This window comes from Streptomyces wedmorensis (assembly GCF_000716445.1).
GTDB classification, from domain to species: domain Bacteria; phylum Actinomycetota; class Actinomycetes; order Streptomycetales; family Streptomycetaceae; genus Streptomyces; species Streptomyces wedmorensis.
In genome coordinates this window covers 27,040-52,448 of sequence record NZ_JNWK01000005.1, presented here as the reverse complement: position 1 = coordinate 52,448, position 25,409 = coordinate 27,040, and the positions used below count along the sequence as shown (strand labels likewise).

At 73.9% G+C, this 25,409-nt stretch carries 16 protein-coding genes; 10 read left to right on the top strand and 6 right to left on the bottom strand.

The genetic code is table 11. The features are described from left to right. Positions 1–70 precede the first annotated feature (70 nt). The gene (locus OO54_RS04755) at positions 71–3,001 is read left to right on the top strand and encodes an AfsR/SARP family transcriptional regulator (RefSeq protein WP_033201599.1); all 2,931 of its coding nucleotides are present in this window, start codon (positions 71–73) and stop codon (positions 2,999–3,001) included. A gap of 76 nt (positions 3,002–3,077) precedes the next feature. Here OO54_RS04755 and OO54_RS04750 read toward each other — a convergent pair whose 3' ends face one another. The 3 genes from OO54_RS04750 to OO54_RS04740 all read right to left on the bottom strand — a co-directional run bounded on the left by OO54_RS04750 (position 3,078) and on the right by OO54_RS04740 (position 6,794). Further along, positions 3,078–3,734: a GNAT family N-acetyltransferase gene (locus OO54_RS04750; protein WP_033201598.1), complete on the bottom strand. Its 657-nt coding sequence runs from the start codon at positions 3,732–3,734 to the stop codon at positions 3,078–3,080. Between the two features lie 106 nt (positions 3,735–3,840). Further along, on the bottom strand, positions 3,841–4,872 hold the full coding sequence (locus tag OO54_RS04745; RefSeq protein WP_033201597.1) for a serine hydrolase domain-containing protein: 1,032 nt from the start codon (positions 4,870–4,872) through the stop codon (positions 3,841–3,843). Between the two features lie 170 nt (positions 4,873–5,042). Then, positions 5,043–6,794, bottom strand: coding sequence for a VanW family protein (locus OO54_RS04740; protein WP_078905042.1), 1,752 nt, complete (start codon positions 6,792–6,794; stop codon positions 5,043–5,045). Between the two features lie 363 nt (positions 6,795–7,157). Here OO54_RS04740 and OO54_RS04735 point away from each other — a divergent pair, with 363 nt between their 5' ends. From OO54_RS04735 to OO54_RS04715, 5 genes are all read left to right on the top strand, one after another. Further along, on the top strand, positions 7,158–7,922 hold the full coding sequence (locus OO54_RS04735; RefSeq protein WP_033201596.1) for an IclR family transcriptional regulator: 765 nt from the start codon (positions 7,158–7,160) through the stop codon (positions 7,920–7,922). A gap of 45 nt (positions 7,923–7,967) precedes the next feature. Then, entirely contained in the window at positions 7,968–8,297 is a 330-nt protein-coding gene (locus tag OO54_RS04730) for a putative quinol monooxygenase (RefSeq protein ID WP_017242279.1), read from the top strand. Between the two features lie 105 nt (positions 8,298–8,402). Beyond that, positions 8,403–9,437, top strand: a complete 1,035-nt coding sequence (locus OO54_RS04725) for a LacI family DNA-binding transcriptional regulator (RefSeq protein WP_033201595.1) — start codon at positions 8,403–8,405, stop codon at positions 9,435–9,437. A gap of 124 nt (positions 9,438–9,561) precedes the next feature. After that, entirely contained in the window at positions 9,562–14,073 is a 4,512-nt protein-coding gene (locus tag OO54_RS04720; protein WP_234439234.1) for an aminotransferase class I/II-fold pyridoxal phosphate-dependent enzyme, read from the top strand. Further along, positions 14,073–14,855 (top strand): class I SAM-dependent methyltransferase, encoded by a 783-nt coding sequence (locus tag OO54_RS04715; protein ID WP_051786708.1) that lies wholly within the window; start codon positions 14,073–14,075, stop codon positions 14,853–14,855. The genes OO54_RS04720 and OO54_RS04715 overlap by 1 nt, the downstream gene beginning before the upstream one ends. Before the next feature lie 52 nt (positions 14,856–14,907). On the opposite strand, the gene OO54_RS04710 is transcribed toward OO54_RS04715, so the two are convergent. From OO54_RS04710 to OO54_RS04695, 3 genes are all read right to left on the bottom strand, one after another. Beyond that, positions 14,908–16,002 carry a glycosyltransferase family 4 protein gene (locus tag OO54_RS04710; RefSeq protein ID WP_033201594.1) on the bottom strand — a complete coding sequence of 365 codons (1,095 nt, stop codon included), beginning with the start codon at positions 16,000–16,002 and terminating at the stop codon, positions 14,908–14,910. Continuing rightward, complete coding sequence (locus tag OO54_RS04705; protein ID WP_033201593.1) at positions 16,002–18,047, bottom strand: glycosyltransferase family 4 protein; 2,046 nt, start codon at positions 18,045–18,047, stop codon at positions 16,002–16,004. Before OO54_RS04705 ends, OO54_RS04710 begins: the two co-directional genes overlap by 1 nt. Positions 18,048–18,618: 571 nt before the next feature. Next, positions 18,619–19,341, bottom strand: coding sequence for a glycosyltransferase family 2 protein (locus OO54_RS04695; RefSeq protein WP_033201859.1), 723 nt, complete (start codon positions 19,339–19,341; stop codon positions 18,619–18,621). Between the two features lie 261 nt (positions 19,342–19,602). Between OO54_RS04695 and OO54_RS04690 the strand changes: the two genes are divergently transcribed. The 4 genes from OO54_RS04690 (at position 19,603) to OO54_RS04675 (ending at position 25,338) form a co-directional block, all read left to right on the top strand. Continuing rightward, positions 19,603–21,444 carry a glycoside hydrolase family 15 protein gene (locus tag OO54_RS04690; protein ID WP_033201591.1) on the top strand — a complete coding sequence of 614 codons (1,842 nt, stop codon included), beginning with the start codon at positions 19,603–19,605 and terminating at the stop codon, positions 21,442–21,444. A gap of 43 nt (positions 21,445–21,487) precedes the next feature. Continuing rightward, positions 21,488–21,778 carry a hypothetical protein gene (locus OO54_RS04685; RefSeq protein ID WP_033201590.1) on the top strand — a complete coding sequence of 97 codons (291 nt, stop codon included), beginning with the start codon at positions 21,488–21,490 and terminating at the stop codon, positions 21,776–21,778. Between the two features lie 217 nt (positions 21,779–21,995). Beyond that, on the top strand, positions 21,996–23,069 hold the full coding sequence (locus OO54_RS04680; protein WP_033201589.1) for a phosphatase PAP2 family protein: 1,074 nt from the start codon (positions 21,996–21,998) through the stop codon (positions 23,067–23,069). Between the two features lie 43 nt (positions 23,070–23,112). Further along, on the top strand, positions 23,113–25,338 hold the full coding sequence (locus tag OO54_RS04675) for an NADP-dependent isocitrate dehydrogenase (protein ID WP_033201588.1): 2,226 nt from the start codon (positions 23,113–23,115) through the stop codon (positions 25,336–25,338). Positions 25,339–25,409 lie beyond the last annotated feature (71 nt).

Genomic DNA, 25,409 nt, shown 5'->3' with positions numbered 1-25,409 from the left:
GTGCCGAACCGTACGATGGGGCCGTCGGGATCCGCCGCTCGCAGGCGGCCCGCCTACCTGATGCGGGGGCATGGTGGTGGTGAAGTTCGGGCTGCTGGGACCGCTCGTCGTCCACGACGGGACGGAGCCACGACCGGTGAGCGGTCCGAAGGTCCGCGTCCTGCTCGCCGCCCTGTTACTCCAGGCGAACCGCACCGTCTCCAGGGACGCCCTCAAGGAGGCCCTCTGGGGCGCGTCCGTGCCCGCCAGCGCCGACGCCGCCCTCGCCAACCACCTCACCCGGCTCCGCAGGGTCCTCTCCGCCGCCGACGGCGGCACCGAGGAGCGCCTGCGGACCGTGGCCCCCGGCTACCGGCTGCTCGTCCACGACGGCGAACTGGACGCCGACGTCTTCGAGGAGCGGGTCGGAGCCGTGCGCGAGGCACACCGCCGCGAGGACTGGGAGGAGGTCCTGCGGCAGACCGCGCTCGCCCTGCCGCTGTGGCGCGGCACACCCCTGGCCGACCTCGCCCCCTTCTCCGAGACCGAGGCGGCCGCCCTCCGGATCCACCGGCTCGCGGAGGCGCGCCTCCAGGCCCTGGAATGGAACTTCGACGCCGAGCTCCACCTCGGCCGGCACGACGAAGCCGTCGGACCGCTCGCCACCCTGGCCGCCGAGCACCCCCTGCGCGAGGAGTTCCACGCGCTGCTCATACGGGCCCTGCACCGCTCCGGCCGCCAGGCGGAGGCCTTCTCCGCCTTCCAGCGCCTGCGCCGCAGCCTGGTCGACGAGCTCGGCACCGAACCCGGCGCCACCGTCCAGCAGGCCCACCGCGAGCTCCTCGCGGGCGAGCCCGCGCCCCGCCCGGCCCCCGCTCCCTCCCCGGCCGCCGCCGCGCCCCGGCCCCCCTTCCAGCTGCCCTACGAGGGCGACGCGTTCACCGGCCGGGAGGCCGAGGTGGCACTCGTACGCTCCCTGCTCGCCGAGGACGCCACGGACCACGGGGCGCCCGGGAGGTGCGGGATCAGACCCGTGGTGATCTCCGGGATGGGCGGCGTGGGCAAGACCGCGCTCGCCGTCCACGTCGCGTACGGGCTCCGCGAGGAGTTCCCGGACGGAGCGCTCTACGCCGACCTGCGCGGGTACTGCTCCCACGGCGCGCGCACGGCCCACGAACTGCTCGCCCGCTTCCTGTCCGACCTGGGCGTGCACCACGAGGCGCTGCCCGACGACACCGACGACCGGGCCCTGCTGCTCCAGGCGGCCCTCGCCGAGCGCCGCGTCCTCCTGGTCCTCGACAACGCGCGCGACGCCGCCCACGTGGCGCCCCTCCTCCCGGCGGGCGGACGGAGCGCCGCCCTGATCACCAGCCGGCAGCTCCTGGCCGACCTGCCGGGATCCGCCGGCGTCCCGCTGGCACCGCTGTCCCCGGCCGACCAGCACGCGCTGCTCGCCAGGCTCGCCGGAGCCGACCGCGTACGGAGCGAGCCCGAGGCCCTCGCCGACATCCTGGCCGCCTGCGGAGGCCTGCCGCTCGCCCTGCACATCGTCGGCGGCCGGCTGGCCTCCCGGCCCCACTGGCCCCTCGCACTCCTCGCCCGCCGGCTGACGCCCCACCAGGGCCGCCTGGAGACCCTCTCGATGGGCACCTTCGACGTCCAGCGGACCTTCGCCATGAGCTACGTGGCCATGCGCGACAGCCACCGTCCCCTGGAACGCGAGGCCGCCCGCGCCTTCCGGACCCTGGGCCGGGTGTGGTCGGCGCACCCGGTCACCCCGCAGTCCGCCGCGGCCCTGCTCGACCTCACCGAGGCCCGGGCCGCCGCCGTCCTCGACGTACTGGCCGACGCCCACCTCGTCCTCAACCCCGAACCCGACCGGTACGTGCTCCACGACCTCCTCGGCGAGTACGCGGCGCAGCGGGGCGACGAGGAGGACCCGGAGGAGCGGCACACCGCGGCGGCCCTGCGGATCGTCACCTGGTACGTCGCGGCCCTGTCGGAGGCGACGCGCACCGCCACCCGGGAGACGCAGTCCCCGCCGCCGCTCGACCCCGAGGCCGGAACGTCCCTGTCGCTGCCCGCGTTCGCCGACGACGACGAGGCGATCCGCTGGTCCGCCAAGGAACTCCCGGCCGTCCGCGACGCCCTCGAACGGGCCGGGGAGCTCGGCCGCTCCGACATGGCGTGGCGACTGGCCGTGGGGCTCTTCGGCTACGCCGGCACGCACTGGTGGACGGGGGAGTGGGACACCTGCCTCGCCCAGGCGATGGACATCGCCCGTGCCCACGACGACACGCTCGGCCAGGCCTGGCTGCACCGGCGGATGGCCGTCGCCCACGGCATGGCCTTCCGCAACGAGGCCTGCCTGGAGCACCTCCGCATCGCCCTGGAGCTCTTCACCGCGCGCGGCGACACGGCGGCCCGGGCCTCCATCCTCGGCAACCTGTCGGCGCTGTACATCCAGATCGGCGACGCCGAGGAGGCGCTCGTCCACGCCGAGGTCTCCCGCGACCTCCACCACAGCCTGGGGAACAGCCGCGGGGAGGCGCTGCTCCTCAGCCGGATCGCGGACATCCGCCACCTGCGCGGCGAACCCGACCTGGCGGCCGCCGACTACCGGCGGGTCGTCGACCTCCTGCGGGGCGCCGGCCAGGGGGTCTTCCTGGCCACCGCCCTGACGAACCAGGCGGACAACCTGCGCGTCCTCGGGCGCCGCGACGAGGCGTTCACCGCCCTCGCCGAGGCACTCGACATCCGGCACCGCATGAACGACCTCGGCGGTACGGCCGACTGCCTCGTCATCACCGCCCGGACCCACCACCACTTCGGCGAGTGGGCCGCCGCCCGCGACACCTGGGAGACCTGCCTGGAGCTCGCGCGCGAACACCGGCTGCCCACCCGGATCGAGGAGTGCCTGGAAGGCCTCGCCGCCCTCCCCGATCCCACCCCCGCCCTCCGCACCCCCGCCACATCGCCCCTGCCCTGCCCGTCCGGTTCTTGGGCTGGACGGCGCCGCTAAGGGTGTCCGACCCAGGGCCTGTCCGGCGCCGGGCGACGCGTGAGCCCGCCTCGCCCGGCACCCGGCACGCGGACGGTCAGGCCCGGCCGGGGGCGGTCGCGGCCGTGCGGCGTTCGTGGAGGGCGGCGAGGCGGTGTTCCAGGGCGGCGCGGCGGGCGGGCCATTCCTCGGTGATGATCGAGAAGACGGCGGAGTCGCGGAGGCGGCCGTCCTCGCCGGGGGCCCAGGAGCGGGCGGAGTTGCGCAGGACGCCCTCGAAGGTGGCGCCGACGCTCTCGATGGCGGCCCGGGAGCGGGAGTTGCGAGAGTCGGTCTTGAGGTCGACGCGGGCCACGCCCCAGGTCTCGAAGGCGTGGCGGAACAGCAGGTACTTGGCCTCGGTGTTGATGCCGGTGCCCTGGGCGGAGGCCGCGAGCCAGGTGAAGCCGACCTCGATCGCGCAGAGTCCCTCCCCGGACGGCCAGGGGCGCGGCTCCCAGAAGGAGGTGGCGCCGACGATCCGGCCGGTCGCCGCGTCCACCTGGACGTAGGGGGCGAGCCTGCCGTCCGCGGCGCGGCCCAGCTGCGTGTCGACGTACGCCGGGACCTCCTCCCGGCGCGGCACCCAGGTGAAGCCGTACGAGTCCCGTTCCTCCTCGGCCGCGTCGGCGAGGCCGGTGGCGTGGTGGTGCCCCAGCGGCTCCAGACGCACGAACGCGCCTTCCAGAACCGGCCCTTCCAGCGTGAAACCCATGAATCCGCACTCCGTACGCGTCGAACCCGGCGAAGATCGTCCGGCTGGTGTGCAGCGTGGCAGAGCCCGTACGAGGGAGCACCCGATTTCCTCGGGGAAGGAGCCGTCACGGAAAGGCGAGGGCCCGGAAGACGTCCCGGACCCGGGCCAGCGGGCCGGGGTCGCGGGTGAAGTAGAGCCGGTTGGTGAGCAGGACGGCCCAGCGGCCGCGCGTCGGCGAGACCCACAGGGCCGTGCCGGTGAAGCCGAAGTGCGCCCAGACGTCGTCCGGCGGCTCCGTGCCCGGCGCCGGATGCCAGAACAGTCCGCGCGGCGGGACGAGCGGGCCGGTGCGGACGCGGAGCGAGGCCGCCGTCCAGTCCGCGGAGAAGACGCCGGGCACCGGGGCGAGCAGATGGCGCAGGAACCGGCCGATGTCGGCGGTGGTGGTGAAGACCCCGGCGATCCCGCAGGCGCCGCCGAGGAGCCGGGCCGAGAAGTCGTGGACGGTGCCCCTCAGACGGGTGCCGCTCTCCTCGTCGTACTCGGTGGGCGCGCACCGCTCCCGTGTCGCGGCGTCCAGCGGCCCGTACCGGGTCTCCGTCATGGCGAGGGGGTCCCAGACGCGTTCCCCGGCGAGCCGGGGGAGGGGCTGCCGTGTGAGGTGCTCGGCGAGGTAGCCGAGGATCAGCGCGGCCCGGTCGGTGTACGCGACGGCCTCGCCCGGCCGGTGCCGCAGCGGTTCGGCGAGGACGCCGTCCCGGACGTCCTGCGGATCGGAGCCGTACAGATGGCGGAGGTTGGCGCGGAGCGGGAGGCCCGCGGTGTGCGTGAGCAGGTCGTGCGCGGTCGCTCCGGACAGCGGCCGCCCTGCCGCCTCCGGCCAGTACGAGCCGAGCGGAGCGGTCAGATCCAGTTTCCCGGCGTCGACGAGGGCGCCGGTGACGGCCCACACCGCGAGGATCTTCGTCAGGCTGGCGACGTCGAAGAGGGTGTCGGCGCGCACCGGTTCACCGGGGCGCGCCGGGTCGAGCAGCCCCGCCGCCCCGGACGACAGGGTGGTGCGGGCGTCGCCCACGGCCCAGGCCGCGCCGGGGGTGACGCCCGCGCACACGGCGTCGTCGAGGATCCGCTCGAAGGGGTCGCTGCGCTGTGCCAAGGCTGCCTCCGACGGGTCGCACGGGGCGGGTCCGTCGGAAGGGGCTGACGGGCCGCTCCGAAGTGATGCCCCGGCCGTACGGGAAGACACCCTTCCGGCGGCGCGGGTCCCGCCCGGACGGCGTCCCCGTCGCGGTGTCACCCGCGCGTGACCCGGGCGTCCCCGGGCCGTCAGTCCGCGGTCGTCTCGCAGGTGACCTCGTCGCGCGGGGTGTAGTGGGTCTTGAAGGTCTCCCGCTTCACCTCGGCGCCGCCGTTCTTGAAGACCCGGTCCACCGAGATGTCGAACCCTTCGAGGGGCGGCTGCGGCACGCAGGCCTCGCCGGTGCCCTCGCGCTTCGTGGGCTTCGTGAGGTCGGTGCGGGGTCCCTCGACCGCCTCCACGGAGTCGTACTTCTTCGTCCCGAGGAAGCTCACGGTCACCGAGGAGTCCGTCGCGGACGCCTTGATGTAGATCGGCTTGCCGGTGTCGTTGCGGAACTTCAGGTCCAGGCTGCCCCAGGCGACGGTGGCCTCGCGGCCGGCCGGGTAGCGCTCGATGTAGAAGGAGTGGGCGCCGTACTCGACGGGCTTCACGCCGGCGAAGAACATGGCGTTGAACACGGTCGTGGCCATGGCCGACACACCGCCGCCGGGGGCCGACCGGTACTGGCCGTCGAGGATCATCGTGCCGTCGACGAAGCCGTTGTCCGGAGTGCGCTCACCGACGGTCCTGTTGAAGCTCCAGACCTCGCCGGGCTGCACGAGCGAGCCGTTGATGAGCTCCGCCGCCCGGCCGATGTTCGTCGTCCGGTACGGGGCGGTGGGGAAGTCCACCGTGAACGTCGACATCTGCTCGGTGATCCCGAGGCGGGCCAGCGAGCCGGCGGTCAGCCGGGGCTGGGTGACCGTCGTGGCCACCGGAGCCGTACGGGCCGCCGCGCCGGTCTTCGTGAGCAGCGGGCGCACGGCGTCGCCGAGCGCCTTCGCGGTCACCTCGTGGCCCGGACGGCCCTCCGACTCGACCACGACCCTGCCGTCCCGCACGCCGAGGGAAGCCTCCACCGGCGCGCCGGTGAGCGCGGAGACCGGTCGCGCCACGTCGGGGTCGCGCAGCAGCGCCTCGGGGTCGAGGTCGGCCGTGAGCCGCCCGTCCTCGTTCTTCACGGTGAGGTGGTCGCCGAGCGTGGCGGGGGAGATGCGGAGCGGCTCGCTCCCCGTGGTGAGGGTCACAGGACCGGACACGGCGGGCTTCGCGTACGCGTCGAGGAAGCGCGACACCTCGGCGGCGGGCAGTTTCGGCTCGGTCACGGCGACGGGGAGGCGCACCGCGGAGGCGCCCGACGCGGCGGGGTAGGCCGCCCGCAGGGTCTCCACGGCACGGCCGGCGTCCAGCTTCTGGCCCGTGACCGGCTGGGTCGCCACGGCCTTGCCGTCGCGGAAGGCGACGGATCCCTCGCGGACCGCGCGGTCGTTCTCCTTGGCGAGTCCGGCCACGGCGGCCTTCGCCTTGCCCTCGTCGTACGCGAGCACCGGACGGATCTCCCGCTCGCCGGAGGAGAAGAGCCGGCCGATCACGGTGATCGGGTCGCGGGCCGGGTCGGCGGCCAGGTCGGCGGTCTTCGCCACGTCCACGGTCAGTCCCGCCTCGGCGGGGGCGACGGTGGTCGAGCGGTCGCCGACCTGGACGGGTATCGGCGCGGTCCACGAGGCGGGGGCCTCGGCCGCCAGCCTGGCCCGCGCCTCCGCGCGGCTCATCCCGCCGATGTCGATGCCGCCGACCCGGGTGCCGGCCGATATGTCGTCCCCGGCGGCCACGAGCCCCGCCACGTACAGGCCGCCCGCGGCGACGGCGACCACGCCCGTCGCGATCGCGGCCGTCCGGAGGCGCGGACTGCGCCCCTGGCGGGGCGTCGGGGCATGGTCGGTCCTGGAGCGGGGCACACGCTCTCCCGTGGCGTCGAGGATGGGGGATCCACACGACGGTACGCCGAAAGAGTGTCTTATGCACATAAGGACCTTTTGACCTGCGGTGATACGAAGCGCACCGAAACGGCGACGGAACGTGCCCGAAGGGCCCTCCGCGAGCATCGCCGCGAGGTCGTCGTGACCGTTCGGCGTCCTCCGCGCCGTGCCCCCGCCGTACGGTTCCGGCCGCCTCCGTGAAGTCGCCCCCGTGAAGCGCCCCCGTGAAGCGCCCCGTGAAGCGCCCCCGTGAAGTCGCCTCCGTGAGGTCATCCTTCACCGCCCCGACGGCATCCCGTCCGTTTCGCGAACCCGCAGAGGCCTTCCGCCTAAGCTGGAGCGATGTCCGTCACGCCGAGCTCCAGCCCCGGGCCCCAGTCCGTCGACCGGGCCCTCGCCGTCCTCGACGCGGTGGCGGACGCGGACCGGCCCGTGGCGGCGAAGGCGCTGGCGCGACGGCTGGGGTGCGCGCTGTCGACCGTCTACCACCTGACCGGGCCGCTGCTCGCGCGCGGCTACCTCGTGCGCACCGCCGAGGGGTACGCGCCCGGGCCCCGGGTCCCGGCCCTCCACCGCTCCCACCAGCGGCATCACGGCCTCGGCGCGGGGACCGGCGAGCTGCTCGGCCGGCTGCGGCGCGCCACGGGAGCGGAGGCGTACCACACGGCCTACCGCGACGGGCGGATCACGGTCGTCGACACCACCGCGCCGGTGACCGACGCGGCCCACCCCTTCGTGCCGGGCCCCGAGGACCGGGCGCACGCCACCGCCCACGGCAAGGCGCTGCTCGCCGCACTGCCGCGGCCGCTGCGCCGCCGCTACCTGGCGGAGCACGGCATGGCCCGCTTCACCGAGCGGACGATCACCAGCGCCGAACGCTTCGAGGCGGAGGCCGCCCGGGTCCGCGACCAGGGCTTCGCCGTGTCGGTGGGGGAGGCGGACCCGGCGTACACCTGTCTCGCCGTGGCGCTGCCGGAACGCGGCGACGGGATCGTGCACGCGCTGTCGGTCTCCCTGCCCACCGCCGACTTCGCCCGCCGGCAGGGCGACCTCAGGGTCGCGCTCGTGCGGGCCGTCCCCGACTTTCCGGCCCTGCCGGAATTCTGACCGGTCGGGGGCGCACCGACCGGCGGGCGGTCGCAGAGTGGACGCATGATCTTCATCGCCGTGCGATTCACCGCCCGCCCCGATCACGCCGACCGCTGGCTCGACCTGGTCGCCGACTTCACCCGCGCCACCCGCGAGGAGCCCGGCAACCTCTTCTTCGACTGGTCCCGCAGCGTCGACGACCCGAACGTCTTCGTCCTCCTGGAGGCCTTCGCCGACGCCGAGGCCGGCGCCGCCCACGTCGCCTCCGCGCACTTCACGGCCGGCCTCGCCGCCATGGCCGGAGCCATCGCCACCACCCCCGAGATCATCAACGTCGAGGTGCCGCAGCAGGGCTGGGGCGCCATGGCCGAGCTCGCGCCGACCGGCGCCTGAGGCGGGTCCGCGGCCCCGCCGCACACGCCCCCGGAGTACGCCGTCCCGCCTGATAGGTTCGCGTGAAACGCAGGCGGGGCGGCGGCCCGAGGGGAGAAGCGGCACATGGCGGCGAGCGGACGGCAGACCGGCAGGCCCACCCTCGAGGAGGTCGCGGCCAGGGCCGGCGTCGGCCGCGGAACGGTCTCCCGGGTCATCAACGGCTCTCCCAAGGTGAGCGAACAGGCCAAGGCCGCCGTCGAGCGGGCCGTCGCCGAACTCGGCTACGTCCCCAACCGGGCCGCCCGCGCACTCGCCGGCAGCCGGACCGACGCCGTCGCCCTCGTCATCCCCGAGACCGAGGCCCGGCTGTTCGCGGAGCCGTACTTCCTCGACATCATCCGCGGTGTCAGCAGCGAACTCGCCGACGCCGACAAGCAGTTGCTGCTCACCCTGATCCGCAGCGAACAGGAGCGGCAGCGCTTCGAGCAGTACCTCGCCGCGCAGCGCGTCGACGGCGTCCTCCTCGTCTCCGTGCACGGCGCCGACCCGCTGCCCGACCAGGTCAGGGCACTCGGCCTGCCCGCCGTCCTCAACGGGCGCCGGACCGAGGACGAGCGCGTCGCCTTCGTCGACTCCGACAACACCGGCGCGGGCCGGACCGCCGTCGCCCACCTCGCCGCCCGCGGCCGGCGCTCCATCGCCACCATCACCGGACCGCTCGACATGTACGTGGCCCGCTGCCGGCTCGACGGCTACCGCGAGGGCCTGGCCGAGGCGGGGCTCACCCCCGACACGGACCTCGTCGCCACCGGCGACTTCACCGAGGAGGGCGGACGCCGCGCCATGCGGCAACTCCTGGACCGCAGGCCCGATGTGGACGCCGTCTTCGCCGCCTCCGACGTGATGGCCGCCGGCGCGCGGGGCGTCCTGCGCGAGGCGGGCCGCCGCGTCCCCGAGGACGTCGCCCTCGTCGGCGTCGACGACTCCGCCGTCGCCCGGCACATGGACCCGCCCCTGACCAGCGTCCGCCAGCCCATCGAGGAGATGGGCCGCGCCATGGCCCGCGTACTCCTCCAGGAGATCGCCGACCCCAGCGACCCCGACGACCAGCCCCGCCGGATGCTCCCCACCGAACTCGTCGTCCGCGCGTCCTCCTGACGGACGCCCAACGGCGCCGAGATGCAGCCGTTCCGGCGGCCCCGGAGAATGGACACCGTACGGGGTCCGTATCCGCGACCAGGGCGCTCCCGACGCGTCCGACCCGACAAGGGGGCGGTCGAAGATGCCGCTGGGTCAGCCCGACCGGTCGCTCACCATGACCGGGGCACTGCGCAGATGGACCCTGCTGTACCTACTGGCCGTGACGCTCCTCACCGTCGCCTACCTGCTCTTCCCCGCCCGGCACACCGTCCTGTGGGCCCTCATCGGGCTGAGCGGCGTCGCGGCGATCCTCGTCGGGGTCCATCTGCACCGGCCCGTCCGGCGCTGGCCATGGCTGGTCCTCGCCGCCGCCAACCTGGCCTTCGTGGGCGGTGACACCACCTACAACGCCCTGGAGGCGTTCTTCGGCCAGACCAGACCCTTCCCGTCCATCGCCGACGCGCTGTACCTGGTCACCTACCCGCTTTTCGCCGTCGGCCTGTTCGGCTTCATCCGCTACCGGGCGGTCGGGCGCGACCTCGGCGTCGTCCTCGACGCGCTGATCCTCACCTCCGGCCTCGCACTGCTGTCCTGGGTCAACCTCATCACCCCGCTGGCCAGGAGCGAGGACATGAGCTGGACCGAGAAGGCGATCTCCATCGCCTATCCCCTCGGCGACGTGCTGATGCTCGCGATGCTCGCCCGGCTCCTCGTACCCGGCGGCCTGCGCTCCCGATCCGTACAGCTCCTCACCCTCGGCACCTGTGGCATCCTCGCCTCCGACGTCATCTACGGCACCCTCCAGCTCAAGGGCACCTGGCAGGTCGGCACCGCCTGGGACCTGGGCTGGGTCGTCTTCTTCACCGCCTGGGGCCTCGCCGCCCTCCACCCCTCGATGACCGGCCTCACCGAGCGCGCCCCGGAACCGGCCCCGAAGATGGCGGAGCGACGGCTCGCGCTGCTCGCCGGGGCCTCCCTCGTCGCCCCCGCCCTGCTCCTCCTCCAGTCGCTGCGCCACGACCGGGACCAGGACATCGCCGTCATCGCGATCTTCTCGGCGCTGATGTTCCTGCTGGTCCTCGCCCGGCTCTGGGGCATGATGAACGACCACGACCGGGCCGAGGCACGCGAACGCAGCCTCAGGACCGCAGCCGCGTCCCTCGTCGCCGCCCTGAGCCCCCGCGAGGTCGCCGGAGCCGTGGAGACGGCGTCCGCGACGCTCTTCGGCCAGGACGCCGACCACCGGGTCCTGCTCTTCACCCGGGACCGCGCGGGCGGCCTCAACGCCGTGGCCACCGTCAACCACCCCTGGAGCTGCCGGACCGAGGTGCTGACCCGGCACCCCGACACGCCCTGGCCGCAGATCGTCGCCGAAGGCGCCCGGCTCCTGCCCGTCCTGCGGCTCGACCCCGCCGTCGCCGCCGAGGTGGCGGGCGAGACCCACGCCCTGCTCTGCCCCCTGGAGCTCCAGACCCCCGCGGGGCGCGATTCGCTGCTCGGCGTGCTGCTGCTCGCCGGACCCGAGAAGAAACTCGCCGAGATCGCGGCCCCCGCCCAGTCCCTCGCCTCACAGGCCGCGCTCGCCCTCGAACGATTCGGGCTCAGCGAGGAGGTCAACCGCCGCACCAGCGAGGCCTACTTCCGCACCCTCGTGCACAACACCTCGGACGTCATCCTCATCGTCGACGACGACGACACCGTCCGGTACGCCAGCCCCTCCGCCGAGTCCATGTTCGGCCACTCGCTCCTCCCCGGCACCCCGCTCACCGACCTGATCGCCCCCGCCGACGCCGCCAGCGCCCTGCGCGTCCTCGCGGACGCCCGCGGCCGCGAGGCCGTCGACGCCCGCGACGACTGGAAACTCCTCCACGGCGACGCCTCCGACCTGGAGGTCGAGGTCCGGTGCAGCAACCTGCGCAACGAACGCACCGTGCACGGCCTCGTCCTCACCCTGCGGGACGTCACCGAGCAGCGGAAACTGGAACGGGAGCTGACCCACCGGGCGTTCCACGACTCCCTCACCGGCCTCCCCAACCGGGTCCTGCTCCTCGAACGGATCGAGCGCGCCCTGCTCCGCGGCCGCCGCGAGTCCACCCTGACCTGCATGCTCTTCGTCGACCTCGACGACTTCAAGGTCGTCAACGACACCATGGGACACTCCGTCGGCGACGAACTCCTCGTCGCCGTCGCCCGCCGCCTCACCGCCGTCCTGCGGCTGACCGACACCGCCGCCCGTCTCGGCGGCGACGAGTTCGCCGTCCTCATCGAGGGCGCCCGGGAACCCCGCGACGCCGAGGCCCTGGCGGCCGAGATCGTGCACACCCTGAGCCAGCCCTTCCACCTCACCGACGGAGCCGTCTCCGTCTCCACGAGCGTCGGCATCGCGACCGTCCTCGACAGCGCCCACGCCGAGGAGCTCCTCGGCCACGCCGACCTCGCCCTGTACGCGGCCAAGGCGGCCGGCAAGAAGCGCTGGCGGCTCTTCCACCCCGAGCTCCACTCCCGGCTCGTCGCCCGCCACGAGCTCCAGGCGGGCATGGACACCGCCATCGCCGACCACGCCTTCGCCCTGCGCTACCAGCCCATCGTCGAGGTGGACACGGGCGCCCCGGCCGGCCTCGAAGCACTCATCCGGTGGCCGCACGCCCGGCGCGGAATGGTGCCCCCCGACCAGTTCATCACCCTCGCGGAGGAGAGCGGCCACATCATGCCGCTGGGCGCCTGGGTCCTCGAACACGCGGCGCTCGACATCGCCCGCTGGCAGCGCGCCCACCCCCGCACCACCCCGCTGTACGCCAACGTCAACGTCTCCGCCCGCCAGTTCCGCGACCCGGGCCTCCTGGAAGAGGTACGGCGCACCCTCCACTCGTCGGGACTCGCACCCGGCTCCCTCGTCCTGGAACTCACCGAGACCGTCCTCATGCGACAGGACGCCCAGATCCGCACGACGATGTCCGCCCTCAAGGACATGGGCGTCTCCATCGCCATCGACGACTTCGGCACCGGGTTCTCCTCGCTCAGCTACCTCCGCGAGTTCCCCATCGACGTCCTGAAGGTCGACAAGTCCTTCATCGACGACATCACCACCGACCCGCAGCAGGTGGCGCTCGTCGAGGGCATCGTGCGCATCGCCGACGTCCTCGGCCTCCAGGTCGTCGCCGAGGGCATCGAGCACGAGGAACAACGGGCACTCCTCGCCGACATGGGCTGCCGGTTCGGGCAGGGCTACCTCTTCGCCCGCCCCATGACCGCGCACCAGGCGGAGTCGTACCTGCACCGCGCCCCGCACGCCGCGGACCGGCCGGCCGTCAAGCTCGCCGAGCGCCCCCTCCCCGGCCCGGCCGCCCGCATCGCCGGACACACCGCCGTCCACGACGTGACGTCCGCGACCGGACGGCCCCCGCGGCCGTCCCGCTGGCGGGACCTGGAACACCTCCAGCGGACCAGCCGCATGTGCGACGCCGTCATCGACGAGATCGACGGCCGACGCATCCGGGTCGGCGACGACTGGCTCGTCGACTTCGCCTCCTGCAACTACCTCGGCCTCGACCTCGACCCCACCGTCATCGAAGCGATCGAACCGCAGGTGAGACGGTGGGGCACGCACCCGAGCTGGTCCCGGCTCATCGGCAGCCCCCGGCTCTACCCCCGGATCGAGGAGCGGCTCACCGAACTCCTCGGCGCCTCGGACACCCTCCTCCTGCCCACCATCACCCTCATCCACCAGTCGGTCATCCCGCTGCTCGCCGGCACCGGCCAGGTCTTCGTCGAGGCGCAGGCGCACCGCACGGTGTACGACGGCTGCGTCGCCGCCCGCGGCCAGGGCGCCGAGATCCACCGCTTCCGCTCCGAACGGCCCGAGGAGCTGGAAACCCTGCTGCGCGGCGCGCCCGCCGACGCCGGCCGGCTCGTCTGCATGGACGGCGTCAACAGCATGACCGGCAACTTCCCCGACCTGCCCGCCCTGGCCAGGATCTGCCGGGAGAACGGCGCCCTGCTGTACGTCGACGACGCCCACGGCTTCGGCGTCATCGGGGAACGCGTCCCAGGCGAGAGCAGCCCGTACGGCTCGCGCGGCAACAGCATCGTCCGCCACCTCGGCGAGAGCTACGACGACCTCGTCCTCGTCGGCGGCTTCTCCAAGGCGTTCTCCTCGCTGCTCGCCTTCCTCGCCGTACCGAAGTGGCTCAAGGACCACCTCAAGGTCGCGGCGGCCCCCTACCTCTACTCGGGGCCCTCGCCGACGGCCTCGCTCGCCACCGCCCTCGCCGGACTCGACGTCAACGACGAGCGCGGGGACGAGATCCGCGCCGACCTGTACCGCAAGACGGCCCGCGTCCTCGCCCACGTCCGCGGCCTCGGGATCGCCACCCCCAACACCGACGGGCTGCCGATCATCGAGATCCCCCTCGGCGACGCCGGCGACCTCGACGCCGTCGCGCTCTTCCTCTGGGAACACGGCATCTACGTGACCCTCGCCTCCTACCCGCTCGTCCCGCGCGACCGGGTGGGCTTCCGCATCCAGGTCACCGCCGCCAACACCGACCAGGAGATCGACGAACTCTGCGCGGCCCTCACCGAACTCGCCGGCCGCTTCCCCCTCCAGCCCGCCGCCAACGGTCCCGTCGCGGCCCTCCGGCCGCCGGAGCAGTGATGGACCGGACCGGGCCGCGCCCGAGGGCGGAGCGCCGGGCGCGCCGCAACCGCGACGCCGACTGGAACGCCTGGCCCGTCGTCGACTACCTCGCCGAGAACTACCGCCGACTGCACCCGTGCGACGTCGGCGTCATCCACCACCACTCCGCCGTCTACCGGAGCTACGCCCCCGCCGCACTGGACCGCACGCTGGAACTGGGCGCCGGGCCCAACCTGTACCCGTTGATGCTGGCGGGCGCCGCCAGCCGCCGCGTCGACGCACTCGAACCCAGTGCCGCCAACGTCCGCTACCTCCGCCACCAGCTCGTCCACGGGGCCGACGAGAGCTGGCAGCCCTTCTACGCGCTCTGCCGCTCGCTCGACCCCGCCCTCCCGGAGAGCTGCGCCGACGCGCTCTCCCGGGTACGGGTCGTGCCCGGCACGGCGGACGATCTGACCCCGGGCCGCTACGACCTGGCGTCCATGAACTTCGTCGCCGAGAGCGTCACCGAGGACTTCGACGAGTTCACCGCCCTGTGCACGGCCTTCGTCCGGGCCGTCCGCCCCGGCGGCCGCCTCCTCGCCTCCTTCATGGAACGGATGCCGAGCTACCGCATCGGCACCGGACCGGTCTGGCCCGCCTGCCCGGTCGACGAGGAGGCCCTGCGGGGCGTGTTCGCGCCCCGCACCACCGGCCTGCGGATCGTCCGGCTGGCCAAGGACCGCACGCTGCCCGAGTACGGGGACACCGGCGTGCTCCTCCTGACGGCGGAGCGCCCCGAGGACCTGGCCGGAAAGTAGCGTCGTCCGCCCGGAGAGCCAGGCGTGACTCTCCGGACAGGACCCAGGACCCTCAGGACAGCAACTCCCGGTAGAGGGCCGCGTACCGGGCGGCGAACCGCTCGGGGCCGAAGTGGTCCTCGACCAGCGCCCGCCCCCGGTCGGCGAGCATGTCCCACGACCGCGGCTGGTCGAGCAGCCACGCCAACTGCTGGCCCGTGCGCCGCGCGTCACCGGCGGGGGCCCGCAGCACGGCGTGGCCGAAGTCGGCGAACTGGGGCAGGTCGCTGAGGACGGCCGGCCGGCCCGAGGCCAGGGCCTCCATCACCGTGAACGGGATGTCCGCCTTGCGGCCGAGGGAGACAGGCGGGAACAGCAGCACGTGGACGGAGGCCAGGAGGGCATGCATGTCCTCGACGTACCCGCGCACCTCCACGTCCACGAGACCCGCCGCACCGGCCCGCTCCCGCAGCGCCTCGTTCAGCGCCTCCAGATCCTGGCCCGGCCGGCCGCGCATCGCCAGCACGAGCCGGAACTCGCTGCCCGCCCGCCGGGCCTCCGCCGCCGCGTCGATGGACACCTCCGCGCCGCCGTGCGGGTCGTGGTGGCCGGCGAACAGGACGGTGGGGAAGCCCTCGGGACGCGGCAGGTACGGCCAGTCCTCCAGGGCGATCATGGGCGGGACGACCCGTACGTCACCGAAGTGGGCGGCCCGCAGCCGGCGCCCCATCGACTCGGACAGGGCCACCGTCGTCCCCAGCGGCCGGACGCGCGCCAGGATCCGGGGGTCCACCACGCAGGGCACCGTGTGGAGGACCGGCCGCCCGCCGAGCAGCAGCGGCCTCAGCCACGAGAACACCGGGAAGGCCCGACCGACCGTCAGGACGGCGTGCACCAGGTCGACCCGGCGCGCGAACGCCGCCGCGGCCAGCGTCGCCTGCACGCGTTCGGAGACGTGCGGCCTCTCGCCGCGGGAGAGGACGCGGACGGGGCGCCCGCGCCCCGGCCCGGCCCGGCCCGGATGCGGCCACTGGGTGAGCCAGAGGAAGTCCACGTCGGGCAGCGCGTCGAGGACGGACCGGGCGAGGCGCACGTCACTGCCCCCGTCCCCGTCCAGCGGGCCGCTGGTCAGGAGGAGCACCCGGGGACGCCGCTCGGCGACGGCCATCACGCACCTCCACCGGTGCGGCCCCTCCGCCGGCGGTGCGGGGCGCCGGACGCGGAAGCGGAATCCGTCGGCGGGTCGGCTGCCGTGACGCCCCCTCTCGTCCGCGGCCGCCGGGGGAAGGCGGGGGCGTCCAGGAGCCGGTGGGCGAGGGCCAGATAGCGGCCCGTCGTCTCGTCCCACGTGCAGTGCCGTGCGGCCAGCCCCGCGCGGCGCCCGAGACGGCGGCGGAGTGCCGCGTCGCCCGCCAGCTCGGCCATGCGCTCCCCGAAGGCCGCCACGTCGAACGGCCGCACGGCCACGCTCCCGCCGTCGCGCATCCAGCGCAGCGCGGGCAGGTCGAAGTGGAGAACGGGCTTGCCGTACGCCATGCCTTCGAGGGCCGTCAGGCCGAAGGTCTCGTGGCGGGACGGCAGCACGAGGAAGGCGCTGTCGCGCAGGAGTTGGAGTCTGCGGTCGTCCTCGGCGGGCCCCACCCAGTGGATCCGCGGCTCCGTCCCGTGGGGCCGCGCGGCGAGGAGGTCGGCGAGCCGGCGTTCCTCGTCCGGGGTGCCGCTCCCCGCGAGCAGCAGGTCCAGCGGCGGCCGCACCCGGTCGTACGCGTCGAGCAGCAGGTCGAGGCCCCCGGCCCAACTGTCGATCCGGCCCAGGAAGAGGATGAACTGCCCGGTCCCGAGCCGCGTCTCGTCGAGGCCCCGCTGCTCGACGCCGCCGGTGATCACCTGCACGTCGGCCCGGGGGCTGAGCCGCCGCACCGCCGCGCCGTCCGCCGTGTTCGTCACCACGATGTGCCGGTAGCAGCGCAGCCCCAGCCGCTCCACCAGGAAGAACGGGATGCGGTAGCGCCGCCACAGCGCCTCCGCGCGGCGGCCCTGGTCGATGCCGACGACGGGGGCGGCCGTGGTCAGCGGCAGGAAGCTCGTCGAGAACGGGGGCGTGAAGCTCTCCAGCCACAGGTCGTGCCGGATGCGGCGGGACACGAGCGGAAGCAGCGCCAGGAACAGCAGCCGACCGGCGCGCGGCCCGGCCCTGCACACCGGCAGCCGCACGTACCGGATGCCGTCGCGCTCCTCCGTGCCCCCGTGCCGCCCCGCCGTCACGACCGTGACCCGGAAGTCCTCGGCGAGCCGCCGGGCCACCTTCGCGGCCACCAGCGCTCCGCCGCCCCGGTGGCCGGGCAGGTCGTCGCCGTCGTAGACGGACACCACGATGTGCCGCCGCCGCGTGCCGTCGCGCGGGTCCCGCACGGGGTTTCGCGCGGGAACGGCCCGAGCCCGCTCGACGGTCTGCTCCCGTTGCCGGGCGTGGGCCTGAGCGTGCAGGACCGCCTGCTCCCGTTCCGGTTCCTGTTCCAGGGCGTGGACCCGAGCCTGTTCGGTGGCCCGCTCCCGTTCCCGTATCGCGTCGACGATCCGCTCCACGGCCGCGCCCGCGACCAGGGACGGGGCCCGCTCGCCGTCGAGCCGGGCGATCCGCGGCAGTCGGCGCGACCAGTCGCGGTAGCGGGCCCAGGAGGGGGCGGGGTGACCGGCGGCGTCCGCCCGGTCGCGGCCGCGGGGCCTGTCCGGGCCGGTGTCCACGAGGAGCGTCAGGTGGTAGCGACCGGCGATCCGGCGGAAGGCTCCCGCCGCGCCGGAGGCGGCCGGCGGATCGAACGTCACCAGGCCGTCCAGCGGCCCCCGTTCGGTCACGACCACCGCCCGTCCGCCACGCGTCCGCGCCTTTTTCCGCGCCACCGTCCCGGCCACCGCGATCCGGGCGGCGAGCCCGGCCGCCTCCAGGAACGCGTGGACACGGCGCGGCGCGGATCCCCGGCGCTCGGGATCCGTCGCGCGTCGTGCCCACCCGTCCCCACCCGGTTCCCCCGCGTCCCTCACGCGTGTGCGAACCGGGAGCCGACGGCACAGGAGACAGCCGTGACCTCGTACGACGACCACGGCCAGGCCGCGTTCGCGGAGCAGCGCCGCGAGCCTGCCGACCAGCGCGGACCGGTCGGCGTCGGCGGGCCCCGACACGGCGACCAGGAGGGGACCTCGTGCGGCGGTCACGGCACCCGCCTCCGAGGTCCACCGGTCCGCGGGATCCCGTCGGGGTACGCCCGGGCGCGTGTTCGGGGGTACGGCGACGGGACGTGGATGACGCGGGTGATGCCTGGGCCCGCAGCGGGGCCGTCAGGGCCGTCTGATCGACCCGGCCCGTCCGATGCGCCTGATCCGCCGGAGTCGCGGCGCCGTGCGGCCTTCGCGCGCACCGTGCGGGCGCGCCGGCGCCGGGCCGCGCCGCGCGGCCTGCACGCCCGGCTGACGGACGGCGCGGCGGCGGCGTGGATCCGGTCGGAGATCCGGCGTGCCGGGTGGGCGGTCGGGCGGTGCGGGGTGGGGCAGAGCCGACGGCGCCGGGCCTCGGACAGGGGCCAGTCGGTCACCCGCCGCAGGGGATGCGGTGCGGATGCCGCCGGCGTTCGGCTGATGGGGAGGAAGGTCACGACGAGCCTCTTCCGGCAACCGACCCTTCCGAGGGCCTGATGAGTGCTGAGCTGATTCGTCCTGAAACGTCTGTCCTATGGCGCTTGTCTTGAAATCGCGCTGTATCCAGCCTTAGCTTCCCCGGGGTGATTCGTCAACCGGAGGAGCCGCGGAAGGGACCGTGAGCCAGGCGCGACAGCGCGTTGTGCGGCCGTTCGTCGAGGAGCGTGCCGAGGATACGGGCGCCGTCACGGACGGTGCGCAGGCGCGACGCCCCGTGGCGGCACGGCAGTTCGCGGCTCGGCACCTCGGCCACGCGCAGCCCGTAGTGCAGCGCGTGGGCGACCAGTTCCGCCCCGAGTTCCACCCCGTCCTCGCGGAGGTCGAGGAGATCGACGAAAGAGCGCCGGAAAGCGCAGAACCCGTACCAGAGATCGGTGAGGCGCTGGCCGTACAGCCTGCGTGCCACGCGCAGCAACGCGCGATGTCCCAGGCGCCTTGCCAGCGAAGAGGCGGCGACGTCCCCGCCCGCGATGAAACGCGATCCCTTGACGAAGTCGTAGCCGTTCTCCAGATAGTGCAGGAAATGCGGGATCTCGTGCGGGGACATGCTTCCGTCGGCGTTCATCAGCACGATCAGGTCGCCGGTGGCCGCGAGCAGACCCGCGTGCGGGGTGTCGCCCTTCTCGAAGTCCCAGGCCCCCACGCTCCGCACCGTCAGATCCGGGCGCGCCGCGCCGCCGTCGGCGCCCCCGGCACCTTTCGGCGCCCCGACCAGCACCACTTCCCGCACGCTCGCCGGCACCTGTCCGAGCAGGGCGTCGAGGTCGGGCCCCGGGTCCCCGTGGCCCGGGCGGATCGTGAGGACGAGGCTCACCGTCCGCACGCCCGACTCGGACGCCCGGTCGGTCGACCGGCGCAGGGGGTGCCCATCACTACTCATCGGTACGGCCTTCCGCGCTGCGGACCCGCGTCTTCCAGAATCCTGCGTGAAGGCCGAACGCGTCAAGAAATGCGGAAGGATATGCCGTTGTTCGCGAAGGAATACCAGAAGGAAACGCCCGTGAGGCGTTGATCGTCGACCGTGGAATTCCTGGTCGTTTATGCAACGACCCTCCGCCGGGCATACAATCCCGTCATGGCAGGGCGAATTGAAGACTACGCCCTCGTCGGTGACCTGGAGACGGCAGCGCTCATCGGGACCGACGGGTCCGTCGACTGGTGGTGCGTACCCCGATTCGACTCGCCGGCTTGTCTCGCCGCCCTCCTGGGGGGCCCCGAGCACGGCCGGTGGCTCCTGGCCCCCGTCGGCGCGTCCCGTTGCACGCGCAGGAGTTACCGCGGTGACACGCTCGTCCTCGACACCGTCTGGGAATCCGTCTCGGGCACGGTCCGGGTCACCGACTTCATGCCTCCGCGCGACCTCGGGGAAGACGCCCCGACGATCGTGCGCGTGGTCGAGGGGATCGCCGGACGAGTAGTGATGCACGGCGAGTGGACGGTCCGCTTCCACCACGGCAGCATCGTGCCCTGGACCCGATCCGTGGACCGCCGCACCGTCGCCTCCATCGCCGGACCCGACGCCGCCTACCTCTCCTGCGGCCCCGGCGTCGACCCCGTCGTCACCCCGGACGGAACCACCGTCGACTTCACCGTCACGGCCGGCCGCCGCATCGCCTTCACCCTCGGCTGGCGCCCCTCGCACGCCGCCGCGCCCGCCGCCTCCACACCCGCCGGGATCGACGGCGCCCTCACCCGCACCCTCGCCTTCTGGAACGACTGGGCCGCCGCGCTCCGTTACGACGGCCCCGCCAGGGAGGCCGTCATCCGCTCCCTGCTCACCCTCAAGGCGCTCACGTACGCCCCCACCGGCGGCGTCGTCGCGGCGGCCACCGCCTCGCTCCCGGAATCCATCGGCGGCGAGCGCAACTGGGACTACCGCTTCTGCTGGCTGCGCGACTCCACCTTCACGCTCTCCTGCCTGCTGCGCGGCGGCTATCGCAGGGAGGCCCTCGCCTGGACGGAGTGGCTGCTCCGCGCCGTCGCGGGCGCCCCGGCCGACCTCCAGCCGCTGTACGGGGTCGAGGGGCAGCGCCGCCTCCCGGAGACGAACGCCGAATGGCTCCCCGGCTACGAGGGTTCACGGCCCGTCAGGTTCGGCAACGCCGCCGTCGACCAGTTCCAGCTCGACATCTACGGCGAGGTCCTCAACACCGTCTACTCGGCCGTCCGGGCCGGCGTCGTCCTCGACCCCCCGACCTGGGCCCTGGTCGCCGCGCTCCTGGAGTACCTCGGCGAACGCTGGCAGGAACCCGACGAGGGCATCTGGGAAGTCCGCGGCTCGCGCCGCCACTTCGTCCACTCCAAGGTCATGGCGTGGGTCGCCGCCGACCGGGCCGTCCGCCTCGCCCGCGTCGCCGGACTCCGCGGCTCCGTACACCGCTGGCAGGCCCTGCGCCACGACCTGCACGCGGAGATCTGCGCCCGGGGCTGGAGCGCCGAGCAGGGCTCCTTCACCCAGTCCTACGGAAGCCACCAGGTCGACGCCACCGCCCTGTTGATCCCCCGGCTCGGCTTCCTCCCGGTCGGCGACCCGCGCGTGCTCGGCACCGTGCGCGCGATGGAACGGCTCGACGACCACGGGTTCCTGCGCCGGTACGGGGACGTACGGGACGGCGGCACCCACGCCCTCGACGACCTCGGCGGCACCGAAGGCGCCTTCGTCGCCTGCACGCTCTGGTACGCCGACGCCCTCGCCATGACGGGCCGTCCCGACGAGGCCCGCGCCGTCTTCGAGCGCGTCCTCGACGTCCGCAACGACGTCGGCCTCCTCGCCGAGGAATGGGACCCGGTCGCCGCCCGCCAGCTCGGCAACATGCCCCAGGCCCTCAGTCATGTCGCCCTGGTGAACACGGCGTTCACCCTCTACGGCACCCGCCGTCACGACCGCGACGGCTCCAGTCACCTTGCTGTGGCATGATCGCGCCGACTCCGGCAGCGGGCCGGGGACCAGGGGGTCGGACATGGACCGGCACGTCGTCGTCCCGGGCGCTCTCGCGCTCCTCTTCGCCATCGGCGGCGTCGCCGCGATCCGCACCGGCTGGGTCTGGCCCTGGCTGCGTACCCGGGTCTTCCGGACGGGCCTCTACGGCGGGGGCCAGCTGCTGATGGCCGCCGCCTTCGCCGTCCAGGCGATCGCCCCCTTCGCCGACGACCGGGCCGTACGCGCCGGCCTCGGCGTGGCGAGCGTGCTCACCCTGCTGACGGGCCTCGTCCTCCTGGTCCTCGGCCAGCGCCCGTCCCGCGGACACTGACCACACGGGGTGCCTCCCGCGGGGCGCCCCACGGCCGGGCCCAGGCCCCGTCCTGAAGGGCCCGCCCGGCTCGCGGCGCCCGGCCGCACGCCCTCCCGCCGAGGGCCGCCCCGGGCCGGATCTCCGTCCGCCCCACCGCGGGGCGTCCGTCCGTGCCCGCGTGTCGTTCGGGTGCGTCCAGCGGGCGGGGTGGCCGCGCGTGGGTTCGAATCGGGGCATGGCTTCCTACGACAGGCTCCGCGCCGGCGGCTCCCCGAGGCCGCTGGAGACCGGTGACACCTGGTGGTACGCCGCCGTGGCGGGCGAGACCGCCGGCTCCTTCAGCACCCGGGTCCGCACCCGGACACGGCGTGCCTGCCTCGGGGCGGTCCTCCTCCTCACGGTCGTCTACGCGGGCCTCGTGCTCACGGCGACCGGACGCCGCTGGGGCGACGCCGCCGTGACCGGCCGCCGCGCGGACTCCACCGCCGTCACCCTGCTGCGCGAGCACCCCTCCGTCACCGGCCTGACCACCTTCTCGCTGGCCGCGGGATGCGTGCTCCTCCTCGCCGTGGGCCTGATACGCAAGCGGTACGCGCTCACCGGGGCCGCGGCGGGCACGCTGGTCACGGCCCTCGCCGTCACCGGACTGCTCCAGCGGTACGCGCCCCGCCCCCGCCTCCTCGACACCGCGGGCGCCGTCGTCCCCAGCGGCTTCCCCAGCGCCCAGACCACGCTGGCCCTGGGCGTCGCGTTCGGTCTCGTCCTGGTCGTCCCCTACCGGCTCAGGGCCCTCGCCGTCGGCGCCGGCGCCCTCTGGGCCGTCGCCGTCGGCGCGTACACCGTCGCCTCGGGCCGGCACCGGCCCGGCGACGTCATCGCCGCCGCCCTCGTCGTCCTCGCGGTCGACTGCGGGCTGATCGCCTTCCTCGCCCGCAAGGGCAAGGTCCGCCCGGGAGCCCGGCGCGGGCCGTTCCTGCCGGGCCTCCCGGTGACCGTCCCGCTCGCCCTGCTCACCGTGGCCGGACTCGGCGCCGGCCTCTGGCTGCTCGGCGACACCCTCGCCCTGCCCGCCACCGCCCCCTACGACCCCGCGGAGCTCCGGCTCGCCCACCGCTGCGGCCAGGCCCTCGCCGCCGGCGTGACGGCCGCCGCCGGACTCGTCCTGCTCGGACTGCTCCGCCGCGTCGACGTGGACGGTGCCCCCGCCCCGTACCGGCTCGGCGGCCCCTTCGTGGAGGCCGCCGGGGTGCGGTGCGAGGACGAGCTCATGGGGCCCTTTACCGAGGACCGCGATCACGAGATATCTTGATGTCGAGCAATCTCGCATACGCAGACGTGGAGCGGAGCACCCGGTGACTGACTCGACCATCATCTACACCCACACTGACGAGGCGCCCGCCCTGGCGACGTACTCGTTCCTGCCCGTGATCCAGGCGTATGCCTCGCAGGCCGGCGTCACGGTCGAGACGCGGGACATCTCGCTCGCGGGCCGCATCATCGCCGTCTTCCCGGAGTTCCTGGAGGAGGGCCAGCGCATCGCCGACGCCCTCTCCGAGCTCGGTGAGCTGGCCAAGACGCCCGGCGCCAACATCATCAAGCTGCCGAACGTCTCGGCGTCCATCCCGCAGCTCAAGGCCGCGATCGCCGAGCTCCAGGCGCAGGGCTACGCCCTCCCGGACTACCCGGACGACCCGCAGACGGACCAGGACAAGGACGTCCGCGCCCGCTACGACAAGATCAAGGGCTCGGCCGTCAACCCGGTCCTGCGCGAGGGCAACTCCGACCGCCGCGCGCCCGGCTCGGTCAAGAACTACGCCAAGAACCACCCGCACCGCATGGGCGCCTGGACCCCCGAGTCCAAGACGAACGTCGCCACCATGAGCGAGAACGACTTCGCCTCCACGGAGAAGTCCGTCGTCATCGCGAAGGACGACACCCTCCGCTTCGAGTTCACCACCGCCGACGGCACCACCAGTGAGCTCCGCGCCCCGCTGAAGGTCATCGCCGGCGAGGTCGTCGACGCCGCCGTCATGCGCGCCGCCGCGCTCCGCACCTTCCTGAGCGAGCAGGTCGCCCGCGCCAAGGCCGAGGACGTGCTCTTCTCCGTGCACCTCAAGGCCACGATGATGAAGGTCTCCGACCCGATCGTCTTCGGTCACGTCGTGCGCGCCTTCTTCCCGAACACCTTCGCCAAGTACGGCGAGGTGCTCACCGCCGCCGGCCTGTCCCCGAACGACGGCCTCGGCACCGTCCTGGGCGGCCTCGACGCCATCCCGCACGGCCTCGGCGCCGAGATCAAGGCCTCCTTCGAGGCCGAGCTGGCCGAGGGCCCGGCCCTCGCCATGGTCGACTCCGACAAGGGCATCACCAACCTGCACGTGCCGTCCGACGTCATCGTCGACGCCTCGATGCCGGCCATGATCCGCACCTCCGGCCACATGTGGGGCCCGGACGGCCAGGAGGCCGACACCCTCGCGGTCCTCCCGGACCACAGCTACTCCGGCGTGTACCAGGCCGTCATCGAGGACTGCCGCGTCCACGGCGCCTTCGACCCGTCGACGATGGGCTCCGTCCCGAACGTCGGCCTCATGGCGCAGAAGGCCGAGGAGTACGGCTCCCACGACAAGACCTTCGAGGTCGCCGAGGCCGGCACCGTCCGCCTCGTCGACTCCGAGGGCAACGTCGTCCTGGAGCAGGAGGTCACCGAGGGTGACATCTTCCGCGCCTGCCAGACCAAGGACCTGCCCATCCAGGACTGGGTCAAGCTCGCCGTCACCCGCGCCCGCGCCACCGGCGCCCCGGCCGTCTTCTGGCTGGACGAGAACCGCGCCCACGACGCGCAGCTCATCGCCAAGGTGAAGCAGTACCTGCCGGAGCACGACACCGAGGGCCTGGACATCAAGATCCTGTCCCCGGTCGAGGCCACCAAGTTCTCGCTGGAGCGCATCCGCCGCGGCGAGGACACCATCTCGGTCACCGGCAACGTGCTGCGCGACTACCTGACCGACCTCTTCCCGATCCTGGAGCTGGGCACCAGCGCCAAGATGCTGTCGGTCGTCCCGCTGATGGCGGGCGGCGGCCTCTTCGAGACCGGCGCCGGCGGCTCCGCCCCGAAGCACGTCCAGCAGCTCGTCAAGGAGAATTACCTCCGCTGGGACAGCCTCGGCGAGTTCTTCGCCCTGGCCGCCTCCTTCGAGCACCTCGCGACCAGCACGGGCAACGCCCGCGCCCAGGTCCTCGCCGACACCCTCGACCGCGCCACCGGCACCTTCCTCAACGAGGACAAGTCGCCGACCCGTCGCCTCGGTGGTATCGACAACCGCGGCAGCCACTTCTACCTGGCCTTCTACTGGGCCCAGGAGCTGGCCGCCCAGACCGAGGACGCGGACCTGGCCAAGGCCTTCGCCCCGCTCGCCGAGACGCTGGCCGCCAACGAGCAGAAGATCGTCGACGAGCTCGTCGCGGTCCAGGGCTCCCCGGCCGAGATCGGCGGCTACTACCAGCCCGACCCGGCCAAGGCCGCGGCCGTGATGCGCCCGTCCGCCACGTTCAACGAGGCCGTCGCGTCCCTCGCCTGAACCGGCGCGGCACGCGTCGCCCGCACCGGCGCGTGACCGTCACCGCCCCGGCCGGAACTCCTCCGGCCGGG

What these genes read in the sequence shown, in the direction of transcription:
- OO54_RS04730 (WP_017242279.1), top strand. Translation starts at nt 7,968, where the DNA reads ATGATCTTCATCGCCGTGCGATTCACCGCCCGCCCCGATCACGCCGAC.
- OO54_RS04755 (WP_033201599.1), top strand. Translation starts at nt 71, where the DNA reads ATGGTGGTGGTGAAGTTCGGGCTGCTGGGACCGCTCGTCGTCCACGAC.
- OO54_RS04710 (WP_033201594.1), bottom strand. Translation starts at nt 16,002, where the DNA reads ATGGCCGTCGCCGAGCGGCGTCCCCGGGTGCTCCTCCTGACCAGCGGC.
- OO54_RS04720 (WP_234439234.1), top strand. Translation starts at nt 9,562, where the DNA reads ATGCCGCTGGGTCAGCCCGACCGGTCGCTCACCATGACCGGGGCACTG.
- OO54_RS04715 (WP_051786708.1), top strand. Translation starts at nt 14,073, where the DNA reads ATGGACCGGACCGGGCCGCGCCCGAGGGCGGAGCGCCGGGCGCGCCGC.
- OO54_RS04750 (WP_033201598.1), bottom strand. Translation starts at nt 3,734, where the DNA reads ATGGGTTTCACGCTGGAAGGGCCGGTTCTGGAAGGCGCGTTCGTGCGT.
- OO54_RS04685 (WP_033201590.1), top strand. Translation starts at nt 21,488, where the DNA reads ATGGACCGGCACGTCGTCGTCCCGGGCGCTCTCGCGCTCCTCTTCGCC.
- OO54_RS04690 (WP_033201591.1), top strand. Translation starts at nt 19,603, where the DNA reads ATGGCAGGGCGAATTGAAGACTACGCCCTCGTCGGTGACCTGGAGACG.
- OO54_RS04680 (WP_033201589.1), top strand. Translation starts at nt 21,996, where the DNA reads ATGGCTTCCTACGACAGGCTCCGCGCCGGCGGCTCCCCGAGGCCGCTG.
- OO54_RS04735 (WP_033201596.1), top strand. Translation starts at nt 7,158, where the DNA reads ATGTCCGTCACGCCGAGCTCCAGCCCCGGGCCCCAGTCCGTCGACCGG.
- OO54_RS04725 (WP_033201595.1), top strand. Translation starts at nt 8,403, where the DNA reads ATGGCGGCGAGCGGACGGCAGACCGGCAGGCCCACCCTCGAGGAGGTC.